The sequence below is a fragment of the Microcoleus sp. FACHB-831 genome (assembly GCF_014695585.1).
Classification (GTDB): domain Bacteria; phylum Cyanobacteriota; class Cyanobacteriia; order Cyanobacteriales; family FACHB-T130; genus FACHB-831.
In genome coordinates this window covers 1-24,480 of the sequence record NZ_JACJON010000061.1, presented here as the reverse complement: position 1 = coordinate 24,480, position 24,480 = coordinate 1, and the positions used below count along the sequence as shown (strand labels likewise).

Annotated in this window: 23 protein-coding genes and 1 rRNA gene; 8 read left to right on the top strand and 16 right to left on the bottom strand. The window is 44.0% G+C overall.

The window, feature by feature from the left end; translation table 11 throughout:
- Positions 1-7: 7 nt before the first annotated feature.
- Entirely contained in the window at positions 8-1,468 is a 1,461-nt protein-coding gene (locus H6F77_RS17235; protein WP_190489777.1) for a glycosyltransferase family 2 protein, read from the bottom strand.
- Positions 1,422-2,396: a radical SAM protein gene (locus H6F77_RS17230; RefSeq protein WP_190489776.1), complete on the bottom strand. Its 975-nt coding sequence runs from the start codon at positions 2,394-2,396 to the stop codon at positions 1,422-1,424. The genes H6F77_RS17235 and H6F77_RS17230 overlap by 47 nt, the downstream gene beginning before the upstream one ends.
- A gap of 497 nt (positions 2,397-2,893) precedes the next feature.
- On the opposite strand from H6F77_RS17230, the gene ebsA reads away from it, so the two are divergent.
- From ebsA to rbsK, 3 genes are all read left to right on the top strand, one after another.
- A complete protein-coding gene (gene ebsA, locus H6F77_RS17225; protein WP_190489775.1) occupies positions 2,894-3,268 on the top strand; it encodes a type IV pilus biogenesis protein EbsA in 375 nt (124 codons plus the stop codon).
- A gap of 26 nt (positions 3,269-3,294) precedes the next feature.
- Positions 3,295-4,383, top strand: a complete 1,089-nt coding sequence (locus tag H6F77_RS17220; protein ID WP_190489774.1) for a phosphotransacetylase family protein — start codon at positions 3,295-3,297, stop codon at positions 4,381-4,383.
- Positions 4,384-4,510: 127 nt separating this feature from the next.
- Complete coding sequence (gene rbsK, locus H6F77_RS17215) at positions 4,511-5,443, top strand: ribokinase (protein WP_190489773.1); 933 nt, start codon at positions 4,511-4,513, stop codon at positions 5,441-5,443.
- A 54-nt stretch (positions 5,444-5,497) separates the two neighbouring features.
- On the opposite strand, the gene H6F77_RS17210 is transcribed toward rbsK, so the two are convergent.
- Positions 5,498-6,757: an MFS transporter gene (locus H6F77_RS17210; protein WP_242022239.1), complete on the bottom strand. Its 1,260-nt coding sequence runs from the start codon at positions 6,755-6,757 to the stop codon at positions 5,498-5,500.
- A gap of 398 nt (positions 6,758-7,155) precedes the next feature.
- Positions 7,156-7,623, bottom strand: a complete 468-nt coding sequence (locus H6F77_RS17205; protein ID WP_190489772.1) for a MarR family winged helix-turn-helix transcriptional regulator — start codon at positions 7,621-7,623, stop codon at positions 7,156-7,158.
- 176 nt (positions 7,624-7,799) lie between these two features.
- Between H6F77_RS17205 and H6F77_RS17200 the strand changes: the two genes are divergently transcribed.
- Positions 7,800-8,447 carry a class I SAM-dependent methyltransferase gene (locus tag H6F77_RS17200; RefSeq protein WP_190489771.1) on the top strand — a complete coding sequence of 216 codons (648 nt, stop codon included), beginning with the start codon at positions 7,800-7,802 and terminating at the stop codon, positions 8,445-8,447.
- 252 nt (positions 8,448-8,699) lie between these two features.
- Here H6F77_RS17200 and H6F77_RS17195 read toward each other — a convergent pair whose 3' ends face one another.
- The 4 genes from H6F77_RS17195 to H6F77_RS17180 form a co-directional block, all read right to left on the bottom strand.
- Positions 8,700-9,857: a tetratricopeptide repeat protein gene (locus H6F77_RS17195; protein WP_190489770.1), complete on the bottom strand. Its 1,158-nt coding sequence runs from the start codon at positions 9,855-9,857 to the stop codon at positions 8,700-8,702.
- A 109-nt stretch (positions 9,858-9,966) separates the two neighbouring features.
- Positions 9,967-10,854, bottom strand: a complete 888-nt coding sequence (locus H6F77_RS17190; RefSeq protein WP_190489769.1) for a 3'(2'),5'-bisphosphate nucleotidase CysQ family protein — start codon at positions 10,852-10,854, stop codon at positions 9,967-9,969.
- Between the two features lie 60 nt (positions 10,855-10,914).
- Positions 10,915-11,364 (bottom strand): hypothetical protein, encoded by a 450-nt coding sequence (locus H6F77_RS17185; RefSeq protein WP_190489768.1) that lies wholly within the window; start codon positions 11,362-11,364, stop codon positions 10,915-10,917.
- Positions 11,365-11,428: 64 nt separating this feature from the next.
- A complete protein-coding gene (locus H6F77_RS17180) occupies positions 11,429-12,310 on the bottom strand; it encodes a sugar kinase (protein ID WP_190489767.1) in 882 nt (293 codons plus the stop codon).
- A gap of 188 nt (positions 12,311-12,498) precedes the next feature.
- Here H6F77_RS17180 and H6F77_RS17175 point away from each other — a divergent pair, with 188 nt between their 5' ends.
- From H6F77_RS17175 to H6F77_RS27985, 3 genes are all read left to right on the top strand, one after another.
- On the top strand, positions 12,499-14,763 hold the full coding sequence (locus H6F77_RS17175) for an EAL domain-containing protein (protein WP_190489766.1): 2,265 nt from the start codon (positions 12,499-12,501) through the stop codon (positions 14,761-14,763).
- 230 nt (positions 14,764-14,993) lie between these two features.
- On the top strand, positions 14,994-15,863 hold the full coding sequence (gene rsmI, locus H6F77_RS17170) for a 16S rRNA (cytidine(1402)-2'-O)-methyltransferase (RefSeq protein ID WP_190489765.1): 870 nt from the start codon (positions 14,994-14,996) through the stop codon (positions 15,861-15,863).
- A gap of 37 nt (positions 15,864-15,900) precedes the next feature.
- Complete coding sequence (locus H6F77_RS27985; RefSeq protein ID WP_242022238.1) at positions 15,901-16,659, top strand: hypothetical protein; 759 nt, start codon at positions 15,901-15,903, stop codon at positions 16,657-16,659.
- Between the two features lie 286 nt (positions 16,660-16,945).
- Here H6F77_RS27985 and H6F77_RS17160 read toward each other — a convergent pair whose 3' ends face one another.
- Positions 16,946-18,007, bottom strand: coding sequence for a hypothetical protein (locus H6F77_RS17160; RefSeq protein WP_190489764.1), 1,062 nt, complete (start codon positions 18,005-18,007; stop codon positions 16,946-16,948).
- Positions 18,008-18,562: 555 nt separating this feature from the next.
- Between H6F77_RS17160 and H6F77_RS17155 the strand changes: the two genes are divergently transcribed.
- Positions 18,563-18,907 (top strand): hypothetical protein, encoded by a 345-nt coding sequence (locus H6F77_RS17155; RefSeq protein ID WP_190489763.1) that lies wholly within the window; start codon positions 18,563-18,565, stop codon positions 18,905-18,907.
- Positions 18,908-18,922: 15 nt separating this feature from the next.
- On the opposite strand, the gene H6F77_RS17150 is transcribed toward H6F77_RS17155, so the two are convergent.
- The 7 genes from H6F77_RS17150 to rrf form a co-directional block, all read right to left on the bottom strand.
- Positions 18,923-19,846 (bottom strand): nucleoside hydrolase, encoded by a 924-nt coding sequence (locus H6F77_RS17150; protein ID WP_190489762.1) that lies wholly within the window; start codon positions 19,844-19,846, stop codon positions 18,923-18,925.
- Between the two features lie 449 nt (positions 19,847-20,295).
- Complete coding sequence (locus tag H6F77_RS17140) at positions 20,296-20,922, bottom strand: tetratricopeptide repeat protein (RefSeq protein ID WP_190489761.1); 627 nt, start codon at positions 20,920-20,922, stop codon at positions 20,296-20,298.
- A 118-nt stretch (positions 20,923-21,040) separates the two neighbouring features.
- The gene (gene pckA / locus H6F77_RS17135) at positions 21,041-22,759 is read right to left on the bottom strand and encodes a phosphoenolpyruvate carboxykinase (ATP) (protein WP_190489760.1); all 1,719 of its coding nucleotides are present in this window, start codon (positions 22,757-22,759) and stop codon (positions 21,041-21,043) included.
- Positions 22,760-22,806: 47 nt separating this feature from the next.
- Positions 22,807-22,956 (bottom strand): hypothetical protein, encoded by a 150-nt coding sequence (locus H6F77_RS17130; RefSeq protein ID WP_190489759.1) that lies wholly within the window; start codon positions 22,954-22,956, stop codon positions 22,807-22,809.
- A gap of 160 nt (positions 22,957-23,116) precedes the next feature.
- Positions 23,117-23,251, bottom strand: a complete 135-nt coding sequence (locus H6F77_RS28480; RefSeq protein WP_255515783.1) for a hypothetical protein — start codon at positions 23,249-23,251, stop codon at positions 23,117-23,119.
- 887 nt (positions 23,252-24,138) lie between these two features.
- Positions 24,139-24,285 (bottom strand): hypothetical protein, encoded by a 147-nt coding sequence (locus tag H6F77_RS17125; protein WP_190489758.1) that lies wholly within the window; start codon positions 24,283-24,285, stop codon positions 24,139-24,141.
- A gap of 81 nt (positions 24,286-24,366) precedes the next feature.
- Positions 24,367-24,480 (bottom strand): 5S ribosomal RNA (gene rrf / locus H6F77_RS17120); the annotation flags it as partial.

The following is a 24,480-nucleotide window of genomic DNA, read 5'->3' as shown; positions in this document are numbered from 1 at the left end:
TGAAGACTCAAAACTCAAAACTCTCATCTGTACTGCCTTGATGCACCGTTTTAACCCATTTCAGGCGCTTGGGTCGGACGGAAATACGGGCGGTGGTACTGGGCATAACTATCAACCAGTGGAACATATAAATCGTGCCGCGTATGGTTTGAGACAGCGCGAGCAGAAAATTTTGCTGTTGTTCTTCGTCTCGACGTATGCGGCGCAGTCCCGTAGTCATACCGATGAGAGAAAGGGTAAGAGCCATACCAGTGAGGGGACTGAAGACGGGTGGACGATGCCGCGCGATCGCCATTAAACAATCTGGTACTCCTGCTGTTGGCAAGATGTACTGAATTATCCAAAACCCAAACATATCGAAGGTTTTGAGTACCCCCATACGGTTGCTAACAATTAGCCGCCAGTAGTCCAAATAGCGCTGATAGCCGCCTTCTGCCCAACGGTTGCGCTGATGCCACAGAGCGATCGCGCTTGTAACTCCTTCTTCTTGTACTGCTGGGATGTTGAGGAAATCGATATCCCAATGGTCTAAGTGCAGCCGTAGGGTTAAATCTAAATCATCTGTTATGGTTTCCTCATTCCAGCCGCCACAACGGTCTAAAGCGGCTCGCCGGACAAACTGACCGTTTCCGCGCAGTTCTCCAATGCCAGTAATAGCAGTGCGCTGTTGCTGGAAATACGAATCCAAGGCCATTTCTGCCGCTTGCCCCTTCGTCCAGAAATTGAGGGAGGCATTAGCGATCGCTTTTCGCACTTGCACTGCTCCCACCATTTGCCGCTCAAACAATGGCAACACTCGTCGCAACAAATCTGGAGTTACTTGAGCATCGGCATCAAACACAGCCACAAATTCGCCTTTTGTCAGAGGTAACACCTGATTTAGCGCCCCCGACTTACCGCCACCAGCACCAGCGCCTCGGCGCAGTACCTTCAACTGGCTGTATTCCTTAGCCAATTGATCCAACATTAGTGGTGTTTTGTCCGTACTGCGATCGTCAATTACCCAAACTTCATACCGATCGACTGGGTAATCCAAGTTGCAGAGGTTTCTTACCAAACGAGCAATTACTGCTTCTTCATTTTTAGCAGCCACTAGGAGGGAGACTAAAGGCCAATTTGACCTGGTTTCCTCTGACAACGGACTTGGGACGGGTCGGGGGCGAGCGAATAGGACGCGCAGTGCCTGAATGCTCAACAGACTCGTCAAGCCGAGTACCAGCCACACGCCCCAGGAAACCAAATGCAGGCCAATGGTGCTAGCCCAGATTAGGGTTAATGCGATCGCTGCTTTGCGGCGACGGTTCGACCCTCCCTGGAAGTAGTCGCTCTCAAGCTCTTCGAGTGTAGAGACATCATAGATTTCGTCTCCCCCGTCAGACAACAGCGAGTCTATTTTTGTAGAGACACGATTTATCGCGTCTCTATGCTCGTTGTAAGAATCGTTTTCTGGCCAGGAATTCTCCGGCATAGGTTACTTGATTCAACCACCAATACTTATCAACCCCCATAAAGAAGCTGGGGATCAGGTAACACCATACCGTACATCCTTCGCACACCGCTAGTTTGCCCTGAGATTGGCGGTATTTCTCTACTTCTTCCGATTTCCGGTATAGGTCGTAGAGTTTACCATCAATACTCACTCCAGCCTGGGCAAAGTGGTAGCAAGGCAACAGTAGCTTGTCATCTGGAGAAATAGCAATTACCGCATCCACCGCTTTACAGCGAGGATTTTTAGTATCATTACCCCCAGCTTCTATGAAGGCCAGTGCTGCCTTATTGTATCCGACATTGTTATATTTCTTGGCAGCATCCTCGATTGCCGCTACCATTTCGACTGTGGGATTCTTCTTTGAATTGTAGTTGTCGTGAGCTGTGAAAGCTGGGTTGAGCCATACGCGCGCGCCCAACTGTTTACCCAGTTCTCCCACTTCACTAATGCGATCGTAGTTCTGAGCTGTAACTGTGTGATTCAGAACGGGGTACTCGCCAAGGGAATGAGCTATCTTTACCGATTCCACTAATGTGTCAAAAATTTTCACTCCCCGCGAGTGGTCGTGAGTTTCTGCATCGGCGCCATCCAAGGAGAAATTGAGGAAGTCAACCAGACCTTTCATTTCCTTAGCCTTTTTAGGGTAAAGGATGGTGTTGGTTGTCATGCTGGTTGTAAAACCCTGCTTTTTAGCTTCGGCGTAAATTTCGGTAACATCTTGCCGCAGCAGGGGTTCGCCACCCGTGAAATCCACATATTTAACACCAAGGCGACGCAAATCCTGCAAATTGTGCTGAATTGTAGCAAAATCAGCTTCTTTGGGTGGCTCTAGCGCCCATATGTTACAAAAATGACAGCGGGCATTGCAGCGATAGGTAAGGTAGTAATTTGCAACCAGAGGTGCCATAGGTTCCTGCTGTAGGGTCTTCCATAGCATTCTTTAGCTTTAGTAAACCGTTAGTCAACACCTCTGAGGAAAGAAGCGTCCTGGGGAAGCGGTAATTTGGGATCGATCGTGCGGTATGGGGTAGTGAGAAAAAGTTTTGAGCGGAGCAGGAGTTGCTCCGCCTCCGGTTTTGAATTAAGAATTCTTTAATTCTTAATTCAACGCCGCAAGCTCAACACTATCTCTGAGTCCTATGCGCCGTGCTTTCTTAGAGCCTGTCCGATCGTGGGACAATATTAATTTGACTGCTAACAAGTTGAAATTAAACTAGATTAACAGGATTACCCCTAAATGCACTCGGAGAACAATACAACCTGTTGTGTCAGCCTCGTGCGATCGCTTGGTATGGCCTTCTTTTCCCCGATCTGACACTCATACTGTGTTCCCACTCCACCCAGTCAAAACATATATATACCTGAAAAACTGCCAAATCAACGGAAATTGAGGAAGATTCCACTATGTCTATTGAACAACTAAAGCCTGCTGAACAAGGAGCCGTAGCTGTCTATATGCCTTACTACCAAGGCGCAAAGCGCACTATGCTGCCTCTAGCAATTAGCCTTTATCAAAAAGGGTCATTAGAAGGGCAGCGTAAAATTGAAGGTGGTGAGAACATTCCTTTTGTAGCAACATGGTTTGTCTCCAAACTGCCCTCAGAACTGACCCGTTGCCGGATGCAGTTTGATAACAATGCGGAACTGAGTTACGAAGTCACTTTGGCAAATTCTGAGTTTGTCGATTTTTTAATAGACGTGATCAATACTTTCAAGCGCACGCGCTCTGCTGATTTTTCTCAAGCGTTCTACCGCAGGTTGCTACGGGCAGATACTTAAAAAACATTTAACACAGGAGTGAGGGTGTGCCAAAATTGCCTAAATATTTATTGATCGGCTCTACCAAAGCTTACAGCGGCAAGTCAGCGACAATTCTGGGAATTGCTCATCAGCTTCAACAAAAAGGTCTAGATATCGCCTACGGTAAACCTCTGGGTACCTTTATTAGCGCCAATCAAACAGCGCCAATTGATGAAGATATCGAGTTTATGACGCAGGTGCTAAAGTTGCCGCCAGAGCGTTTGGAATGGCCTCTGTTGTCTGTGGATGCTAACACCATTCACAAGCGTCTTTTGGGAGAAGACAAAACTGATTACGGTCAGTTTTTAAAGCATTACCTACAAGAGCCAGCCGGGGATTTGCTCTTATTAGAGGGACCGGGCACTCTTGAAGAGGGTAGCCTTTTTAATTTGTCATTGGCACAAGTGGCGGCTGCAATCGGCGCTTCGGTTTTACTGGTGGCTCGCTATCACTCTGCTGAATTGGTCGATTGCCTGTTGTCAGCTAAACAGCGCCTGGGTGACTACTTTCTGGGTGTCTTGATCAACGATGTTCCATCTGACCAGATAGAAGTAGCTCATACTATGGTGCGACCTTTCCTTGAGCAGCAAGGTATTGCCGTATTGGGGATGTTGCCTAGAAGTAGCTTGCTGCGAAGCGTCAGTGTTGGGGAACTGGTGAAGCAGTTAGAGGCTGAAATCCTCTGTCGTCCTGACAGGTTGGACATGATGGTAGAAAGCTTAACAATTGGGGCGATGAATGTAAATTCAGCCCTCGAGTATTTCCGCAAAGGAAATAACATGGCTGTAGTAACTGGGGGCGATCGCACAGACATTCAAATGGCAGCCCTAGAAACTTCAACTCAATGCCTCATCTTAACTGGTCACATCCCTCCACAAGGGTTTATCCTCAGCCGTGCTGAAGATTTAGAAGTTCCCGTTCTTTCTGTTGACTTGGATACGCTTAGGACGGTGGAAATTATAGACAATGCCTTTGGTCAAGTGCGTCTTCACGAACCGATTAAAGTTGAGTGCATCCGTCATTTGATGAACGAGCATTTCGACATTGAAAGGTTGATGAATCAACTAGGTCTAGAAGCGGCGGTGACGGCATGACGGACTAAGTAGGAATTGGTAATTGGGAATTGGGAATATCAAAGCTAGGAGTCTGAAGTTATTATTCAAAACTCAAAACCTGCTAAGCTCCGCTACGCTAACAAAGCTCTCCCATAACCCATTACCAATGAAAAAAATTATTGTGTTCGGCAGCATAAACATGGACTTGGTAGCTAGAACACCCCGCTTGCCAATTCCTGGTGAAACGCTGTTAGGAAATGACTTTTTTACCGCCCCTGGTGGCAAAGGGGCAAACCAGGCGGTAGCAGCGGCAAAACTTGGCATTGATACTCAACTGGTTGGGCGTCTGGGTGGGGACAGTTTTGGTCGCGAACTCCTCAGCAGCCTTAATTTAGCTGGGGTGGAAACCAGTGGGGTTTTAGTGGATGAGGCGGCGCATTCTGGTGTTGCTGTTATTGCCGTAGACGATAGCGGTGAAAATCATATTATTATCGTCTCTGGTGCTAATGGCCGCATGAATCAGGATGATGTCGAGCGTCTGAGGGCTTTGCTACCAGATGCAGCAGCGTTGTTATTACAGTTAGAGATTCCGGCTGCGGCAGTGCAAGCAGCGGCAACGGCAGCGCGAGAGGCGGGTGTTAGAGTAATTCTCGACCCAGCACCAGCAAGTAGAGGCGTACCTGCCGAACTTTACCCGTTGATTGACATTATCACCCCCAATGAAATTGAAGCAGGGCAGTTGGTGGGCTTTCCTGTAGATGGAGAAGAAGCAGCAGCAAGGGCGCTGTCTGTTTTACTTCAACGGGGAGTAGGAACTGCGATCGCTAAACTAGGCGATCGCGGGGTTTTGTGCGCTACGGCTGAGGAAACTTTCTTCGTTCCAGCTTTTCTTGTCCAAGCAGTTGATACTGTTGCGGCTGGGGATGCTTTTAATGGAGGTTTGGCAGCAGCTTTAGCATCCGGGCGATCGCTGCACGAAGCTGTTATCTGGGGTGCTGCCGCAGGTGCCCTTTCAGCTACTAAATCCGGCGCTCAACCTTCGATGCCTGACAGAGATACTTTTGATAAGTTTCTCCAGTCGCGCATTACACAAGAGTGAAATAGCTGAACAATTCCTGCCAAGACGAGGGCGCGATCGCTAATTGGCTTGACCTTATATAATGCCAATTTTGGTATAAATTGGGCGAATAATATCCCTTAACTTGGGTAGTTGTTTACTAAAAAGAATTGACCCTAATATACAAAAGCTCCCGGCGATAATTAAAGTATTTGGAGCGCCAATTCTACTAGCTAAACTACCAGCCAATAAATTTCCCAATGGTACGACGCCAAAAAACGCCATTGTATATATACTCATTACCCGTCCGCGCTTATCATCCTCGACAATTGTTTGGACGACTGTATTGCTAGATGTAAATTGCAGAATAAAACCTAAACCCACCAGCAACATCATCAGTAAAGAAATTACTAGCACGCGGGATAGAGCAAAACCAATAAGGCCAATTCCCATCAAGGCTGGAGCAAAAGCAATTAATTTGCCCAATCCTAAAATGCTTGGTCGAGTACTTAGATGAACCGCGCCAATTAACGCCCCAACTCCCGAAGCCGCCATCAAAAAACCTAGCGTTTCAGCGCCACCATGAAGAATATTAGTAGCAAAAATTGGCACGAGAACGGTATATTGCATTCCCATAAAGCTGACTAAAGCCAGCAGCATGATGATGTAACGAATTGGTGGGAAGCCGAAGGTATATGCAAATCCTTCTTTCAATGTTTTCCAAGGATGTTTATTAGAAACTTTTATTTTCCTGGGTTCTAGCTTCATTGCTAGCAAAGCTATAATAACGGCAATATAGCTAATGCCATCAATGAGAAAACAGTAACCTGCACCAACTGAGGCAACTAACAAACCTCCAATAGCAGGGCCAATTAGTCGCGCCCCATTAAACATGGAAGAATTGAGAGCGATCGCATTTGCTAAATCCTCTTTTTTTTCTACAATTTCTGGTACGAATGCCTGTCTGGCTGGTGCATCAACTGCATTTATAACCCCTTGAAATACACTCAGTACAATAATTTGCCATATATTGATTATCCCTGTTAATGCTATAAATGCTAGGGCTAACGACTGGATCATCGCCATTATTTGAGTGGCAATTAACAGCCGATGGCGCGGAAATCTATCTACTATTACACCTCCAAAAGGAGTTAAAATAAAACTGGGTATTTGACCAGCAAATCCAACAACACCAAGTAGCAAAGCAGAATTTGTAAGGCTATAAACAAGCCAAATTGTTGCAACTTGGGTCATCCAGGTTCCAATCAAGGACAGCCCTTGGCCTGCGAAAAACAGCTGATAGTTCCTCGACCTTAAGGCAGGTAATATCGGCATCATGCTAGTCTTTTTTTTCATCAATTTTTACTCTATTTTTAATTTTGGCTGACATCGCCGGATAAATTTGTGATTGGTAGCCTTTAATGCTCTCAGAATTGAAGACAACTTTCACGGATTTCTACTTCTTGCCCAGACTTCATATCTTCTAGCTGGGTTTATTTGAAATTAAGGATAATCCGATAATCGTTATCGACAATCGCCATTAAGTCGGTTGAGCATTCCATTATCCTTGTTCCTCTTTTGCTTGTCGCCGCTTTTTACTATCAGGCATTAATAAGCCCTCGTTTATTTCGCATACTAAATATTTAGTAAGAAAAATTTAAAGAGGCTTTGTTTCGTATACTTAATATTTTTGAAAAAAGCTCTGAGTGGGACATCAGCCGCTTGGACGAAAGTTGCCCGCAGGAAGAGTTGTCTTAAGAGAGATTCGCGATCGCTATATCTACCAACTTGGATATTAATTCTCGATCGTCTGGGGAAATACCGTTCATTGCTTGCTCTCTGATTTCCCATGCAATCGGGGGTAGCACTTCTTGAAGCTGCTTGCCTTCATCAGTCAGCCAGATGCGCCAAATACGGCGATCGCGGTTGTCACGCTGTCGATAAATTATCCCGCGTTCTTCCATGCGATCCAGCACACCCGTCAACGTACCTCCCACCTGTTGCAGTTTCTCGCTAATGCTAGAAGTAGGCAAGCCGTCTTCTTCCCACAGACAGCACAACACAACCCAGTGAAACGGAGTAAGTCCGAAAGGCTCAAGCCGATCTTGGAATCTGCGACTTGCAAGTTGAGATAGCAGTTTCAGTCGGTAGCCGATGCCGTAGGGTGCTAGAACTTCCCGCCACTGTTCCAAAGTCTTGCGATCTACAGGTGTGGTAGACATTTTAATTTATTTAGCGTGCGTAATATTATTGTAGATATATTGATATATTATCTCGACGGCGGCAAGGCGCAGTTGATATAAGCCGATCGCCTCTTCCAGATGCCCCTAATCGGCGTCTTCACAGTTCGTAATATTCTCTAAACTGGGAAGGGTAAAGGTATCCTCAGTTTAAAGTTATGCAGCTGCGACCCAATCAACGTACTAAGTTAGACGATACAGACGATACGCTGTTTTATTCCTATCCGCGTTTTGTTACCCATGTGGATGAAGGCTTCATCCAGCAGCTAACTGACTTATATAGAGAGAGGCTCAAGCCTAATACTCGGATCTTTGACATGATGAGCAGTTGGGTTTCGCATCTCCCGGATGAGATTAAATTTGCCCACGTCGAAGGGCACGGACTTAATGAGGAGGAATTGGCAAAAAATCCCCGCTTGGATCGTTACTTTGCCCAAAATCTGAATTTAGATCCAAAATTACCCCTTTTGGATGCAGAGTTTGATGCAGTTCTTAACTGCGTTTCAGTTCAATATCTGCAATATCCAGAGGCGGTATTTAGCGAGATTCACCGCATCCTAAAACCAGGGGGTATTGCAATTATTAGCTTTTCCAACCGGATGTTTTATCAAAAAGCGATCGCAATGTGGCGGGACGGTACAGAAGCGAGTCGGATTGAGTTAGTTAAAAGCTACTTTAACTCTGTCGCTGGGTTTAGCCAGCCCGAAGTTATTTCCCGTCAGTCTAATGCACCCGCTTTTATGCAAATGCTGGGTATGGGTGGGGGCGATCCTTTTTATGCGGTAATTGCTTCGCGTTCTGCTTAAGCACGTCCTGGCGCTTAAAAATCGCACCTTAACAAACAAAGTCCGCTTAGGAGGACTAAGAAAATTTCCAGGTTTTTCAAACCCGCCCAGGCGGGTTTTGTGCTTATATTTCCCTTTGAACCTTCTTAATTGAGAAGCAAGCAAAATGTAAATTTGAGCTGAGTAATATTAAATTATTTTCTGCATTTTAATCGACTTTCGGCATTAGCCTGGAAGTTAAACCAAAATTTTTTTAATCAATCAACCCCGATATTATTCCTCTGGTTTTAACACGCCTAAAATATAAATTTCGCCCAAATTATCGAGGGTTTCGCTAAGAGATTTATGTCCAGCGATGATTAAATCCATACTCATAGGGGTGTAAGCAATGAGGTTAGATTTATAGGTGCGTTCGGCAAACCCAATAATGACATCTTGCAACTCTGCGGGTTCTTGGAACATTTCTGGTAGTACTTTGTTTTTAAACATATAGCTAAGAGCTTGCGCGATCGCCACATCATCCAAGCGGCGTTTTTGTTGAAGTTGCTGTAGTTGTTGTTTTAGCGTTTGCCAGAATTGTTGCTCGGTTTGAAGCTCGTTGTCAGTTTCACCATCGTCTAAGTCTAAAATTTTACTTGCACGATTTAGCAGAAGATTAAATTCGCGATCGCTGTCAATGTCTTTGCCTTGCTGAGTATAAAGAGCTGCTAGGTTATTTATTAAAGTTTGTACAAAAGCTGGAGTTGGTTTGTTACCTCGATCGTAAAATTGCTCTAGCAAGTCGAGCGATCGCATCAAATAATTTTCAGCCTCATCCATCCTGTTCTGTCGGCGATAATTAGAACCCAAATTATTTGTCAAAACTGACAAGTCAAATAAAGCTTCGTCCAACTCATCTCTATGTTCTTGCGCTCCATCTATGCGTTTTTCCAAGATAGACTTAGATCTTAAAAGTAGAGCTTCAGTATCTTTAAAATCGCCTTTAGTATCCAAGTACAAACGAGCTAGATCGCCAAGAGACTTAGCTATAATTTGATGTTGCTGACCGTAGATATTCTCCCTAATAATTAAGCCGCGCTTGTACAATTTCTCAGCTTCTTCATACTTCCCCTGCGCGTGTAATACCACACCAAGCTGGTGGATATATTCCGATATGTCATTATGGTCGCTATCTAGAGTAGCTTCAGCGATCGCTACAGCGCGGCGAAGCATATTTTCAGCTAGGTTATAGTCTCGGTTATACAAATAGGCTATACCTAAATTTTTCAAGCATTCAGCTACATTTGGATTGTTCTCTCCAAAACAATTTATAGCTGCTTCAACCGCTTTCACTCCCACCTGAATAGCTTCTTCAGCATAACCCGTAAAGGCTAAACCTAGACAACGGTTGTTTAAAGTTTCCCAATCTTTTGGTCTGCTTTCTTTTGCCATAAATAACTTTTCTAACCTGGGGCTATTTAACGAGTATGTTAAAAAGTGATGCTGAGGTAATATGTGGGTAAGTATTGTACTGTTAGTATCGTGCAGAAAACCCTAGCTTTTAGCTATCTAGCTGTGCCAAAATTGTTGTAGCTTCTTCACACAAAGCTGGATGATATTCACCGTTACTAGCTATTACACAACCCCATTGAGTTACATCGCCCTGATTGTACTTTAAGGGTGTACCATCAGCATGAGTGAAGTGTCCGCCAGCTTCGGTCAAAATTAACTCTGGTGCAGCGAAATCCCAATCTTTAGGTGCTGATTTGCCGGAAAGGGAGATATAAACATCTGCCCGATGTTCTAAAAGCGTGATGATTTTGCAACCCACACTGCCGACATAATGTTTATTCTTATAAGAAAGCTGCTCTAAAAGTTGCTTAAATCGTTCATCTCGGTGAGTGCGGCTGACAACTAGGGTTAAATCTTCAGTTGCCTTTTTGCCATCCAGATGCAACTGCCTTACTTGCCCGTCGCGGGTTTCTACAAAAGTGCCGCCGCCTTTGGTTGCATAGTACAATTTACCAGTTTCAGGCCAGGGGACTACTGACAATATGGGTTGTCCTTCATGTACTAATGCAATGTGGACGGCGTATTCGCCAGTTTTGTCGATAAAATCTCGCGTGCCATCGAGGGGGTCAATAATCCACACCCAAGGTTGAACGAGTGCTGGTGAGCCAGATTGATGAGTTTCTTCGCTGAGGTAGCCGAAATCTTGATTGCCGAAAGACGCCTGCAAGTTATTGAGAATGTAGTCGTTTGCTGCTACATCTGCGGCAGTTACGGGGCCACCTTTTTTCTTCTGAATTTGTAAGTCTTCCCCACTGCGATCGCCTGTATAAAACGATTGCAGAACTTCTGCCGCACCCCAACCGACTTCACGAGCGATCGCTACTACTTCGTCGAGTCCCTCATATCTGTTTTCACCCAAATATTTTAATATTGTCACTCTATCTTTCCTCAACAGTTAATTATTGCATCGGTGGACGCTGCCCACTTTACATTTTAGCTACTGAGCAGAAGCTATCCAGTAACGGCGGCAACTCCACAATAAAGCTGCACCAACCGCAATGTAAATTAAACCTCGTATTTCAAAGCTAACACCAGCAACCCGCAATGCTAGACCAATCAGCATCATCGTCACAATCAAAGCAATAGTTTTAGATCCAAACATTTGAAATATACTCTTCAATGGGTTTGGTTCTTGAAGAGTATCAACCCGGTCAATAACGCGATTTGCCAGCCGATCTAAAATAATTTTACCTTTGAGCAGGCCAATGCTAAGGGCAGTTGCACCCCCTAGCAAATGTTGGGTATCTAATAATCCGAGATAGGGAAAATGAAACCAGAATACCAGCCCCATGCTCAAAAGGCCGAACCCTACTACCATCCAAATGCTAGCAGCAATCCAGAGATGTTGCTGCCGCGTTAAACCGCTGTTTCTTGGAGCGCTTTCCATAAAATAATTTATAAGGACTAGGCTGATTTTATTATTCTATTGCCACATTATGCGATAAGAATTTTTAATCTCGTTCCGTCATCCAGCGCCTAGTGCCAAAAAATTGACAAGACTGTGAAGCAATTTTTGCACCAGCGGCTAGAGCATCTATAAACGTTGCTTGTAAAATGTAATGACAGAAAGCACCATGAAAGATATCACCAGCACCTAACGTATCGACGGGCTTAATTTTAGGAATTTCTATAATGCCACTTTTACCAGCAGCGATATATTGAATGGGATGTTCTCCTCTAGTAATTGCGATGTAAGGAATTCCCATACTTGAAAGATAGGAAAAAACTTCTTCGCTACTATGGCAACCAGGGGGATAATAGTTTGCTGAGCATATGGCGTAATCGACGAAAGGTAATATTTTCTCTAAGCCTGGTTTCCAGCTACCCCCGTCTAGTACAACTGGAATATTTTTGGATGAAGCTGTTTGCGCGATCGCTTCCCCTACTGCTATTTGATGCCCGTCAATCAGGACAATATCAACTCCCTCTAACCTAGTGCTATCACTGAGGGGAGTAAGGGAGGGTAGTTTTTCCGCAGCAACTTGAGACTTAACCGCATTGATAGAAATCACAGCGCGATCGCCTGTTGCCTGGGTAATGATGATGGAAGATGTCGGGGGCGGCTCGCTGCGATCGGGTGCCAAGTCTAAAACTGTCACATGATGACTTTCCAAATCTGCTTTGATCAGAGAATTAATCGGATGGACGCCAATACTACCCAAAACTGTTGCTCGATTGTTCAGATAACTGAAAGCGACTGCTGCATTGGTTGCAGGGCCACCCGCGCTTACAGCGTAGTCAGAGGCGACAATTTTCTGGTTCTTATCGGGCAGCCCTGCTGTTAAGTAAACCAGATCTAAAGTCACTAATCCTACAAAAAATCCCTGTTTCATTAGCGGCAATACATATCACTAAAAGCAAAAATATACGGGTCAGTTTATTCAAACTTGTCTTAACTCGTATTGATAATATAAGTTTCTTCACGTATTTGCTGGAAAACCAAGCAGAGTACAATAAAAATATAAAAGTTATAAGCAATACATAAAATATTTACATAAAATTTAAAGAAAACGCTATCTTTATGTTGGAACTTTTAAAAAACCTCTTGGCCACGAACTCGTTTATTCCGCACGGACACTGCTATCTATGGAAGTCAGAGCTGTTGTCGTTGCACATAGTCTCAGATTTATCGATAGCACTAGCTTATTATTCAATTGCTATCACGCTTATCTACTTCATCCACCAGAGGCGAGATGTGCCATTCCGCTGGATGTTTCTGCTGTTTGGAGCATTTATGATTTCCTGCGGCACCAGCCATGTGATGGAAGTTTGGACGCTTTGGCACCCAAACTACTGGCTGTCTGGTTTTATAAAAGCGATCGCGGCTTTTATGTCTTGTTACACTGCTGTAAAACTGGTTGGGTTGATTCCCAAAGTGCTTGCACTCCCCAGCTCTGCCGACCTAGAAGCAGCTAACCAAAAACTAGCAGCAGAAATCAGCGATCGCCAGCAAGTAGAGGCAGCGCTACGTCATAGCGAGGCTCGCTTCCGATCGGTATTTGAGGGAGCAGCCATCGGCATCGCGCTCATAGACGTTAACGGACAACCTGTGGCGATGAACCCTGCTTTATCACGGATGCTGGGTTACAGCGAGAATGATTGCCAACAAATAACTTCTAGGAAATATACCGATTTAGTAAATTTGCCTACGGGTTGGGAGCGTTATCAGGAGTTAATAAGCGGGAAAAGTGACTTCTACCAAATGGAGAAGCGTTACCTTAGCAAAGATGGACCGCTGCTTGAGCGCGACGACTCATACCAAATGGAGAAACGTTACCTTAGCAAAGATGGGCAGTTGCTCTGGTGTCATATCACCGTTTCCAGCGTGCGGGACGGTGAAGGAAAGCCGCAATTCGGCATTCGCATGGTGGAAGACATTACTAAGCGCAAGCAAGCAGAGGTGGCGCTGCGGCAGTATCAAGAACATCTCGAAGAACTGGTAGGAGAGCGTACTGCTCACCTGCAACAAGCAAATCAACAACTATCATGGCAAGCAACCCACGATCAGCTGACAGGTTTAGCCAATCGCCGCGAATTTGAAAAGCGCCTGGAGGAAGCTGTAGTTGATGCCAGAACGTCAAAACATACACACGCGCTTTGTTATCTGGATCTCGATCGGTTCAAGATTGTCAACGATACTTGCGGCCATGTCGCTGGCGATGAACTGTTGCGTCAGGTCAGCAGTTTGTTACAAAACAGCGTGCGTAAGACAGATGTTCTGGCGCGGCTGGGAGGCGATGAATTTGCCTTATTGCTGTACAACTGCCCTCTAGAGTCAGCGCTAAGAGTAGCTCAACAGTTGCAAGAAAGTATTAATATATTCCGGTTTGCGTGGCAGGAAAAACCTTTTAGCATCGGTGTCAGTATTGGTATTGTGACGATTAACGAGCAAACTACCAACGTAGACAAGGTATTAAATGACGCTGACGCTGCATGCTATGCCGCTAAAAATAAAGGGCGAAATCGCGTCCATCTCTACGAAGCTAACGATGTAGATTTAACACAGCAACGGCTAGATATGTTGTGGGTGGCGCGGATAGAGAGAGCGATCGCAGACGATCAGTTTTGCTTGTACTACCAACCCATCGCCCCCCTCAACGCGGACCTAGCTACAGGGTTTCATTACGAGGTTTTGCTGCGCTTGGTGGATGACAACGGCGAGTTGATACCGCCAATGGCATTTCTCCCGACAGCCGAACGCTGTAACCTGATGCCAAGCGTTGACCGCTGGGTAATCCGCACGTTCTTTACTTGGCTATCCGATAGTTCATCTGGCATTTTGAGAAAGCCACTAAATTTAAAATCAATTTATGCAATCAACCTGTCTGGTGCTACCGTTAACGACGACAATTTTATTGACTTCCTCAAGGAGCAGTTGTCAATATATCAAATCCCGACGGGGCTAATTTGCTTCGAGATTACAGAAACAGTAGCTATTGCAAATCTGGGTAAAGCTGCTGGGCTGATTAAAGATTTAAAGTCGTTGGGTTGTCGCTTTGCTTTAGATGATTTTGGCAGCGGTATGTCTTCTTTTGCTTATCTTAAGTCTCTGCCTGTTGATTACTTAAAAATTGATGGGGCCTTTGTTAAAGACATTGCCGACGATCCGATTGATTTTGCGATGGTGGAAGCATTCAACCGTATCGGGCACGTAATGGGTCTTCAAACTATTGCTGAGTATGTTGCTAATGATTCTATTCTACAAAAGGTAAGATCGCTAGGGGTGGATTATGCTCAGGGTTATTTTATTGCTAAACCTAAACCAATTTTAGATTTTAGAATTTAAATTGGGTGTTACTGTCATGAAGTACAAAGTAATAAATATAGCTTTAAGCGCAAAAGTTTAGCTCGAAAGTTCGCTATGGCTAGCCCAGAATTTAGGGAAGATGCGTTTAAAATAAGTTGCTAATTGCAAAACTAGGCTTTACATAATCTTGAATCAATTTAATCTAGTTGAGAAAGCTAATCCACAATACAAAAGATCCGGGGCGAAAGCTCTAAAATTAAGTGACGAGAATGCAGACAGATTCAATAACTAGAACACTTTATGTAGTGGGAACGCCAATTGGAAACCTGGAAGATATGACTTTCCGGGCTGTGCGGATCTTGCAAACAGTGGATATAATTGCTGCTGAGGATACGCGACATACAGGGAAGCTATTGCACCATTTTCAGATTAATACTCCCCAGATTAGCTACCACGAACACAATCAACAACAGCGTATTCCAGAAATATTAAATGAGCTGGATAAAGGAAAAGCGATCGCTCTGGTTACTGACGCTGGAATGCCTGGAATCTCAGATCCAGGCTATGAGTTAGTTAAAGCTTGCATTGAGGCAAAAATTCCAGTTGTGCCGATTCCTGGTTGCAGTGCTGTTGTCACTGCTTTGAGTGCATCGGGGCTACCTACAGATAAATTTGTGTTTGAAGGCTTCTTACCAGCAAAAAGTAAAGACAGGCAACAACGTTTGGAAGCTTTGCAAACAGAATCGCGTACCATAATTTTCTATGAATCTCCGCACCGCCTGCGCCAAACTTTGCAAGACTTAGCAAATGTTTTGGGAGAAGTAAGACAGGTGGTGTTGGCAAGAGAGTTAACTAAATTGCACGAAGAATTTTGGCGGGGAACAGTTGAAGATGCGATCGCGCTCTATAATTCCCGCGAACCTCAAGGTGAATTTACCCTGGTTCTTGCTGGTACTCAACTGTCGATGCCAATTTTAACGGAAGATGCTCTAAAATCAGAGTTGCAGGAACTTATCAAACAAGGATTATCGCGCAGTCAAGCTAGCCGCCAGTTAGCCCAACAAACCTCCCTCTCTCGCCGCCAAATTTATCAGCTAGCGTTAGCAATTCCGGATTTACCTTTATCGGAATTGGAGTAGTAGAGTGGCAGTCCCCACTTTAGGAAAATTGCTTAATATGAAATCTCAATTCTTCCTCTTTGGTTGCTTAAGTTTAATGATAGCGATCGCGGGTTGTAGTACCGCACCGCCGCCACCAACTCCCGAAGCTAGCGTTACCTCTCCAGTTACGTCCAAGCCATCAGAAACTAATCCGACACCTCCGCCACTCCCCACACCAACGAAGTCACCCCGCAGTTCCAATCTCGATGCTGCAAATCCAAGTTCTGCTGCTGTTTCTGAAGATAAGAAAATCTCAGCAACTGGTATTGGACAAGCTAAGTTGGGGATGACTTTGGGACAACTCAAAAAAGTGCTGGGTACCAAGGCTCAGTTTAAAGTAGAGTCGCCTTATATCGTAGACTTTGATGCGATCGCTGTCAGCCAATCTGGCAAAGTTCAATACTATATCCTCTACCCCGCCGGAAAACCTCTGGCTGATTCCGATAAAATCGAATTTTTGGAAACAGATAATCCTGATTATCTGATGGATAAAGGAGTCCGTGCTGGAACTACGCTTAAAGAAGCAGAGGCAGCATACGGAGACGCTTCTTTATCTTACAACTTCGATAATGAAGGTAGAGAATATGTCAAATTTGCCAATCAACCAGCTAAAAATATCTCGTTTCGCCTTGGAAATGCGAATGATGGGAGTCTTTCGGGGGTTTATCCAAAAACGTCTGGAGAGGGTGGCTTATACCAAACTAAGGACTATAAGGACAACTCTTCAATTCGGTTGATTGAACTTAGCTGTTCGGGTCAAAGTTGCGGCAAATAATCGAGCAACGAGATAATTGATATGTATTGCAACCATTCAATTATCTTAATGGCGTTAATTTACTATGGCAGTTAAGCGAGCAGCAACGCTCTGTTAGCGCTTAAGGATTGTTTTAACTACTGCTCTGCTTCTAAAGTTTTTTTACTGCTTTATCAAGCTGCATTAGTTAAATTGCGGCTAAATAACGTGAGCGATCGCGCCAAACTGTGCCTGCGATTACTATTTAGTTATTGGTTGAAGCACTCGCGCCTAATTAACAATAACTAATGAGAACTTTTGGCTTTGTTTAGAGGTTTTTGAACACATCATCAGAAAATATCTCATTCATGGTACGCAGATAAGGCAATATGACTGCCATTTCACTAGGAGACAGATGATTGTGCATTTCCCAGCCCATAGTCTGGAGCATTTCTTGCACGAGTCTCCAGCTCACATTCAGGCGGGGATATAACATCACGCACAGGGGAAAGAGTTCTCTGAGAACTGCACCCATGTTGTCTTGCAAAACGCATAGACACAGATAGACCTGAAACATTTCAGCGTCGCGGATGCTAGCGGTTTTGACAATTGCATCTCTCAAAGAACCGCTGTAGGTACGATAGCTGGGGTGCTGACGGCAAACATTATTGCAAACAACTTGGGCAATTTTTGTGCTGACGGGCAAAAGACGCTGAACTGCTTTCAGAGCCGGAGAATCAAAATCGTGGTTCCCCGCAGCTTCGTAGGCAGCCCGTAGCGGCATATACATATGATCGTCCATCATTTTCAAGTAGGGCATCCACTCTACTTGTTCTTGTGGCGAGAGCCACTCCAATAACATTTGCCCAGTGTAGTGAAACTGCATGCTCACGAAGCCGATGGCGCGAGGATCGACGCTTGTGTAGTTCTGCCGCACCCGACCGAAGTCCCCTGCTACTGTAACTGACACCCTTTGTGCCGTATCCATCCCAGAGTAGGCATTTAACACTTTTTGGAATAAGAAGCGAGTGTCTGCGGCAATCTCCAATGGGTTGATCAAGTCGGGGTTGATGCCGTGTCGTCGAATTTCCTCCGATAGCAGCGTTTCTGTTTTAGACCAAGCGTTGGCGCTGGCTAAATTCAGGTTTTCCATCAACTTGCTAGCGGTGCGATCGCGCCCTTCTTTAGAATTAATCTCCCTTAAATTTGCATCCTTGCGGTTTTGCTGCGCGTCATATTCCGCAGTAACGGAAACGTAGTATTTCCTCGCCCACAAAGCCGCAAGCGAATGAACTGTAAATTGCGCTGATTTAGATGTGCCGTCCACTGAGGAAATTGTATTGGCAGGAGACTGATAATTAGCCGCTATAGATGCAATTTGGGGAGTCATCGGTTATTCCAAAAGTTTCAAAATGAATTAATCAAGCAACCGAAGGCAATTGAGCCACGTATTTTTGCGCTTTCTAAATAAAGCTAGTTTCGCGGGAACACAAGGTCGATCCGGCTGTAGCTTATAAGCTTCGCCATAGGCTGTGCTGACCCGAAAGGGCTGCATACCTGCGCGAACGTACTTTACAAAGTTTTTACAAAAGCTCTATAGCTTCTTTATATAAATGAAGCATGCAGTATTTTTACTGGTTTTTGATTAATAAGAAGCAAAAATTTTACAAATCTTTACATTAAATAAAATTTTCTCATACTTATAATCATAAATTCACGAAATGGGACAGTTTTATGAAAAATAATTGCTAAAGCGGCTAATAATTTTCTACACTCTCATAAACTAGCTGCTTTTAATAACTTAACATATGTGGAAAATCATCTATATAAAGTAGGTAATTTAAACAAGACTTAAGTAAGATTACCGAGACGCGAACGAAGCCTCTGCAATACAATGGTTAGGCATCAACCGCAAGATATATACCTAAAGGCGCATACTAAGATTATGATAGGACTCTCGATCCGAGTTATAGGGTTCCTCTTGCTGCTTACTGGCATTTATTTTTTAGGACAAAACATTATCTTTGCAAGCCATATCTACCCTTACTATTGGCGGAATTTACCTGCTATGGGTTCCGTTTTAGCCACCGCGATCGGTGTAATTTGTTTGGTATTTTTTAGGAGAGAAACTGGCAATTTCGGAGCAATTTTGTTGGGTATTGGCATTGTCTTAGTTTTTATAAGCGGTGGGGTTTTATTAAAACCAACTAGCCTCTGGAATTTCTTCGTCGGGTTTGCGGCTTTGGCAGGTGGATACAAGTTGTTCAACGAGGGCAGAATTAGGTTTTAGCATAGGCGGAATTATTTAACGCGCCCATTGCTGCAAAATGTAGGCATAGAATTGCTCTTTGTCCACGTTATACATTACGCGAATTTTCCTGCCACCAGCTTCAACTTTCGTCCGTCCTTGACTAACTCCTGTTGTAACAATTACTGTTTCTTCTTCACGTAATTCATAAAACTCTGGATGTCCCAAGTAGGCGGTAGCAAGAACATCCCAGAAATAATAATCTTGGGGGATAACGAGGGCATAACATTGTCCTACCAAATCGGAAACAGGATAACGACGTTGTTTTCCCATCTGATGAACTAATTCTGAAGTTACTGGTACATTGTTGGTTAAATCTAACGGGCAAAGTATGATAGGGATAGAAGTTTGCCAGACGCGATCGCATGATATTGGGTCCCAATAAGCATTCCATTCCGCAGAACCATCTTGTCTTGGCTCGATATCTTTACTCACATTACCAGGAACATTTAGTGCCCCTCCCATCCAGACAATTTCTTTAATTTTCGCTTCAATTTCTGGTGCGATATCGAGGGCAGTTGCTAGTGTCGTTAGGGGGCCAGTTACCATTATGGTTACTGGTGATGGTGCTTCTTTTAATATTCGCACCATAAAAGATTGACCGCTTTCTTTTAGCAACGGTGTTTGAATTATTTCTCGTTCGTTAAGAATAGGGAGATTATCAACAACAAAAGAATCGCGGCGAAACAAACGCGGAAAGGGATTAATACCGCGCACGGTACTTTCTGCAACTGGAATTTTAGAATGACCCATCAAATCGAGAATTTTGCGAGTTGCGCTGACAGCAGGTTGAACATAGCAATCAGCAGGGGTAACGACGACACCTAACAGTTGAATATGTTCCATTGTCAGCAGCAGCATAGTGGAGAGATAGTCATCTACTCCACCATCATGATCCATTAATACAAGTTGTTTGGACATGGGCTTAAATTGGGATTTTAATAATATATAACTTATAATTGGCTCTTAAATGCGATCGCACTCCTTATCACTAGCTAGCTTTGAAAAGCACGAAGCTAAGCTCAATCTCCTTTGTCTTTAGCTGGGTTAGAGTAATGATGGCTTAAATTGAGATTAATATAAAAAAGCGATCGCCCTAAATTTTATATGAAGCTGCAAGAAGTTGAATACAGCACCCTCCAAGCCGTCGGTTATGACGAGGAAACTGAAACCTTTTAATTTTTTTTCAACAGCAGCAAAACTTTCCGGTATTTTGAAGTTCTTAAAACAGTCTATGACGAACAGCTGGAATCGGACTCGCAAGGAAGCTATATGAGAGATCTTGTTATTGATTTATATCTTTACGAAGAAGTCAATAAACGCCGTCAATAAAAGCGCGATCGCTCTAAAAAAAATTTGTTTTGCTAAAATTATCCCGGCGAACTCCATCCCCTCATCGTTTTGTGTACAGAAGCTACATTCCACATATAATCATCCAGGTGGTGTTCTTCCACAGCCTTGATAATGTATTGTTTCGCCATCTCTGTATTATTCTCGGCTTCGTAATACAAACCAATGTAAAGATGGCTGTAAAACATTCCGCGATCGCCTTCTTCCTTTCCCACCGCCATAACATCATCAATTGTGCAATTCCCAGCATAAAGATCGTACACCCGCCGCATAACCAAGCGGGGATCGTTCCTAACAATTGATAGCGAATTTCGCGCCTCAGCTACACCTTTGGCGCGAGCTATGCAAAGATATCGCCATACCGTTTCCTCCACATCTTGGGCATTTACCCTTAAATCCACCTCAAACTGCTTTGCGCCTTCCTCAAATCTGTCTGCATAATAAAAAGATAACCCGCGCTGCCATAGGTACGGTAAGATAGCTGGGTTAAGCATTTCTGCGCGGTCGAAATCTTGAATTGATGCATCAATTTTAGCAAGTTTAAAGTAAACCATACCCCGGCGAACGTAAGCATTTGCATCGTTAGGTTTAGAGCGTATAACGTAGTTCCACCGTTCGAGTTCATTTTCAAGCGATGTTTTCAACATCAAAATCACCTCACTGTATGAATCAATTTAAAAAGCAAAATCTAAAACCTCAAATAAAATAAGCCAGGTTGTCGCCGACCCAGCTTATTTTAACTCAAACCTAACCCCTTAAAACGCGCTATTCTACATAGGGGCCAGCCTTAACTATTTCTGGACTAGCCATTTTAAACTGCTTGAAGTTTTCTACAAACTTCTTAGCCAAAAGCTGCGCTTGGCGGTCGTAAGCTAATTGGTCGCTCCAAGTATTCCTCGGATCTAAAATTTCAGAGGGCACATTAGGGATATGTTCAGGCATCAATATCTTAAATATTGGATGAGGTTTGAACGTAATGGTAGCAAGCTGATTGTTGATCGCTGCATTTACTATCGTGCGAGTATGTTGAATGGCAATGCGGCGGCCAACTCCATATGGGCCACCGGACCAACCAGTATTTACTAGGTAAACTGTAGCATTGTGCTTTGTTAGCCTTTCCAACAACATCTCGGCATACACAACAGGTGAAAGGGGTAAAAATGGCTTACCAAAACAAGCGGAAAAAGTTGCTTGAGGTTCTGTAATTCCGCGCTCTGTTCCTGCTAATTTGCTAGTGTAACCAGATAAAAAATGGTATATTGCTTGCTGTTGGCTGAGTTCGGCAATTGGTGGCAGCACCCCGAAGGCATCAGCAGTTAGGAATATTACCGTATTTGGATGACCTCCCATACCTGCGATCGCGCAATTGGGAATAAACTCCCGTGGATAAGCAACTCTTGTATTCTCAGTCAAGCTGTCATCATCGTAATCTGGTTCTCTTGTATCTTCATCGAGAACTACGTTTTCCATTACCGCGCCAAAGCGGATGGCTTCCCAAATCTGCGGTTCGTTTTCGCGTGACAGTTTAATAGTTTTGGCGTAACATCCTCCCTCAAAATTAAACACACCAGAGCCAGACCACCCATGCTCATCATCTCCAATTAGAAGACGGTTAGCATCGGTAGATACAGTTGTCTTACCAGTACCAGATAGACCGAAAAATAAAGCTGTGTTGCCAGTTTTATCCATATTTGCGGCACAATGCATCGGTAAAACGTCGCGTTTGGTCATGAAGTAATTCATGAATGAAAATACTGACTTCTTTATCTCTCCCGCGTATCGAGAACCCCCGATTAATACAATTTTTTTCTCTAAACTGACAATGATAAATGCCTCGCTATTAATACCGTCAATTTCTGGATCGCCTTCCATTCCGGGAACTGCGATTACTGTAAAATCAGCCTGATGGTGTTGTAATTCTCCTACAGTTGGCCTGATGAATAGCTGATGAGCAAAGAGATTTTGAAAAGCTAGCTCATTAACTATTCTCACGCCCATCCTGTAGCTGGGGTCGGCTCCTACATAGCCATCAAATATATATAAATCTCTACCCTGAACATAGGTAAGCACCCGCTTATACAGAACGTTAAATTTTTCCACCGAGATAGGTACGTTAACCTTGTTCCAATCCACTTCGTCATGGATGCTAGGTTCATCAACAATGAACTTATCTTCAGGCGATCGCCCGGTGTATTTACCCGTTTTGACGCTCAAACTCCCATTAGCCGCTAGAACGCCTTCTCCCCGCGCCAAAGCGTGTTCTATTAGTTGGGATACTGGTAGATTCCGATATACATTACCCAGATTTTTCATGCCGAGAGAATTTAGCAGGCGACTTGGGCTGACGTTCGCATTGGCATTTGCCCCTGCTCCTGCACTGTGGGCTAAAGTCGGTTCACCTAGCGGATTGACCACTATATTTGGGTATCTGTTGCAGACATGAGGAGTCCCCAAAGACTTTTGTTTGTAAGTCTTTCCATTCATAATCAACCTCTTGTAAAAAGTAAGAATTTGGTTGTAGCTTAGATTGTTTATTGGTTGCGATCGCCAACATCAAAAAAGTCCTCCTTAGTGGAGAATTTTTCTAATAAATGGTGAATTGCAATAAACTTTTTTTCCCTATCTTCATCATCGGTTTCTACGATAGGGAGCTTGGCAATGCTTGTAGGAAAAGGATGCAATTTCTTGTAAACCTTTAATTCTATTATTAGAATGCATTTGCCTTAGACGCCATAAAATTAGCTTAAATTACTCATTTTTTTAACTAATCTTTATAATATTAGTACTAAAAGTTAAATTTTTAATATTTCGGGCAAAGTATGATATAAGAAACAATATATCTTATGGGAGCGGCGATCGCACGTTCTCGGCTGGAGCTAAGAAGCGATCGCTCAAACTGGGGATGGTGCGATCGCTGAGATTCAAATGCCTTAAATAAGGTGTTCCATATTTAACTTGCCTATAGGCAATGTCCAAAAGTTTGAAGCGTATCGTTTTTCTTCCTTTTGCATGGCAGCCTTTTAAGTTTTGTCTTGCTTATCACTACCGTGGAAACACTTAGTGGGACTGAAACAAAGTTCAAGTCCAAACAAAGCCTAAACTCCCTTTATAAGGGATAAATACATTCGTATTGTGGTTCAACCACTCAATGAAACGGCTAGCCAGCGCTGTGCTAAAGGCCTCCAAGGCTTCAGTAAAAGTGTTCAAAGGTTTTTATTTGCCCACCTGCGTCTGATCCCGTCAGTTAGAGCGTGCCATAAAATGAAACTATAGGCACAAAAGACAACAACAAAATGCCTCATCAGACTGAATTTGTCTCGGAATTGATATTCACGAAGCCCCAATCTTCCCTTTGCTTCCCGATATAAAAACTTCTAGCCAATTCCTTGGAGCATAGGTGGTTACTATCCACTCTGCTTTGGTACTGAATAATCCAAAATTGGTGATATAAATAGTCAATGTCGTTCGCTTAGCTGAAGGTTGAGGCATTCATGACGATAGCAATTGTTCACCTTCCTTCGTGTCTTGATAGTTCAACTTCAAGAGTCGCCACCCAAACGATTTTAGTACTGCTTAAAGTAGCAGAAGATTCAAAGATAGATTCAGGGTGGTCAAAAGCATATTGACCTGCTTGTAATTTATGGGCATGGCATCGCGTCTTGTACAGCTATTTCCCCAACAAAGGGATTAACTCAGTTAAATCGTGCTCCATAATCTTTCTCCAGCAGGAATAGTTTAAGGTGAATGGCTCAATTTCACTATGACACCCGACACTACAAATGCTCCTCCAACCGTTCCTGCAAGTCTCTTATGGGTCTCAACAACTAAGCCTAGCGGTATGGGAAACAGCGGGGTGCAACTGATTACCAAACTGCGGCTATGAAGAAGCGGAATATGCCTCTATCACCCCCCTTGCTGCTGCGAAAACCCGCAATTGTTTGTAGAGACGGCCACCGCTCTCGGCTAAACTGCTGGGTGAAGGTGGTGTGGGGCTTGATTGCAAGAGCCATCAAGCTAAAAGCCCGCGATAGGGAAGAGTTGTATATGTATAGCAAAAAGCCCCCTAGAGGAGGCTTTTTGGATTATATGTAACCTGGCACGGAGCTATTTTCCCGTAGGGTCGCCCCCAAAGTATCTTTGCCGCTGCGGCGTTTCACCTCCGAGTTCGGGATGGAGTCGGTGTGGAGCCACCGCGCTAAACGCAC

What these genes read in the sequence shown, in the direction of transcription:
- H6F77_RS17235 (WP_190489777.1), bottom strand. Translation starts at nt 1,468, where the DNA reads ATGCCGGAGAATTCCTGGCCAGAAAACGATTCTTACAACGAGCATAGA.
- H6F77_RS17230 (WP_190489776.1), bottom strand. Translation starts at nt 2,396, where the DNA reads ATGGCACCTCTGGTTGCAAATTACTACCTTACCTATCGCTGCAATGCC.
- ebsA (WP_190489775.1), top strand. Translation starts at nt 2,894, where the DNA reads ATGTCTATTGAACAACTAAAGCCTGCTGAACAAGGAGCCGTAGCTGTC.
- rbsK (WP_190489773.1), top strand. Translation starts at nt 4,511, where the DNA reads ATGAAAAAAATTATTGTGTTCGGCAGCATAAACATGGACTTGGTAGCT.
- H6F77_RS17210 (WP_242022239.1), bottom strand. Translation starts at nt 6,757, where the DNA reads ATGAAAAAAAAGACTAGCATGATGCCGATATTACCTGCCTTAAGGTCG.
- H6F77_RS17205 (WP_190489772.1), bottom strand. Translation starts at nt 7,623, where the DNA reads ATGTCTACCACACCTGTAGATCGCAAGACTTTGGAACAGTGGCGGGAA.
- H6F77_RS17200 (WP_190489771.1), top strand. Translation starts at nt 7,800, where the DNA reads ATGCAGCTGCGACCCAATCAACGTACTAAGTTAGACGATACAGACGAT.
- H6F77_RS17195 (WP_190489770.1), bottom strand. Translation starts at nt 9,857, where the DNA reads ATGGCAAAAGAAAGCAGACCAAAAGATTGGGAAACTTTAAACAACCGT.
- H6F77_RS17185 (WP_190489768.1), bottom strand. Translation starts at nt 11,364, where the DNA reads ATGGAAAGCGCTCCAAGAAACAGCGGTTTAACGCGGCAGCAACATCTC.
- H6F77_RS17180 (WP_190489767.1), bottom strand. Translation starts at nt 12,310, where the DNA reads ATGAAACAGGGATTTTTTGTAGGATTAGTGACTTTAGATCTGGTTTAC.
- H6F77_RS17175 (WP_190489766.1), top strand. Translation starts at nt 12,499, where the DNA reads ATGTTGGAACTTTTAAAAAACCTCTTGGCCACGAACTCGTTTATTCCG.
- rsmI (WP_190489765.1), top strand. Translation starts at nt 14,994, where the DNA reads ATGCAGACAGATTCAATAACTAGAACACTTTATGTAGTGGGAACGCCA.
- H6F77_RS27985 (WP_242022238.1), top strand. Translation starts at nt 15,901, where the DNA reads ATGAAATCTCAATTCTTCCTCTTTGGTTGCTTAAGTTTAATGATAGCG.
- H6F77_RS17160 (WP_190489764.1), bottom strand. Translation starts at nt 18,007, where the DNA reads ATGACTCCCCAAATTGCATCTATAGCGGCTAATTATCAGTCTCCTGCC.
- H6F77_RS17155 (WP_190489763.1), top strand. Translation starts at nt 18,563, where the DNA reads ATGATAGGACTCTCGATCCGAGTTATAGGGTTCCTCTTGCTGCTTACT.
- H6F77_RS17150 (WP_190489762.1), bottom strand. Translation starts at nt 19,846, where the DNA reads ATGTCCAAACAACTTGTATTAATGGATCATGATGGTGGAGTAGATGAC.
- H6F77_RS17140 (WP_190489761.1), bottom strand. Translation starts at nt 20,922, where the DNA reads ATGTTGAAAACATCGCTTGAAAATGAACTCGAACGGTGGAACTACGTT.
- pckA (WP_190489760.1), bottom strand. Translation starts at nt 22,759, where the DNA reads ATGAATGGAAAGACTTACAAACAAAAGTCTTTGGGGACTCCTCATGTC.
- H6F77_RS17125 (WP_190489758.1), bottom strand. Translation starts at nt 24,285, where the DNA reads ATGGCTCTTGCAATCAAGCCCCACACCACCTTCACCCAGCAGTTTAGC.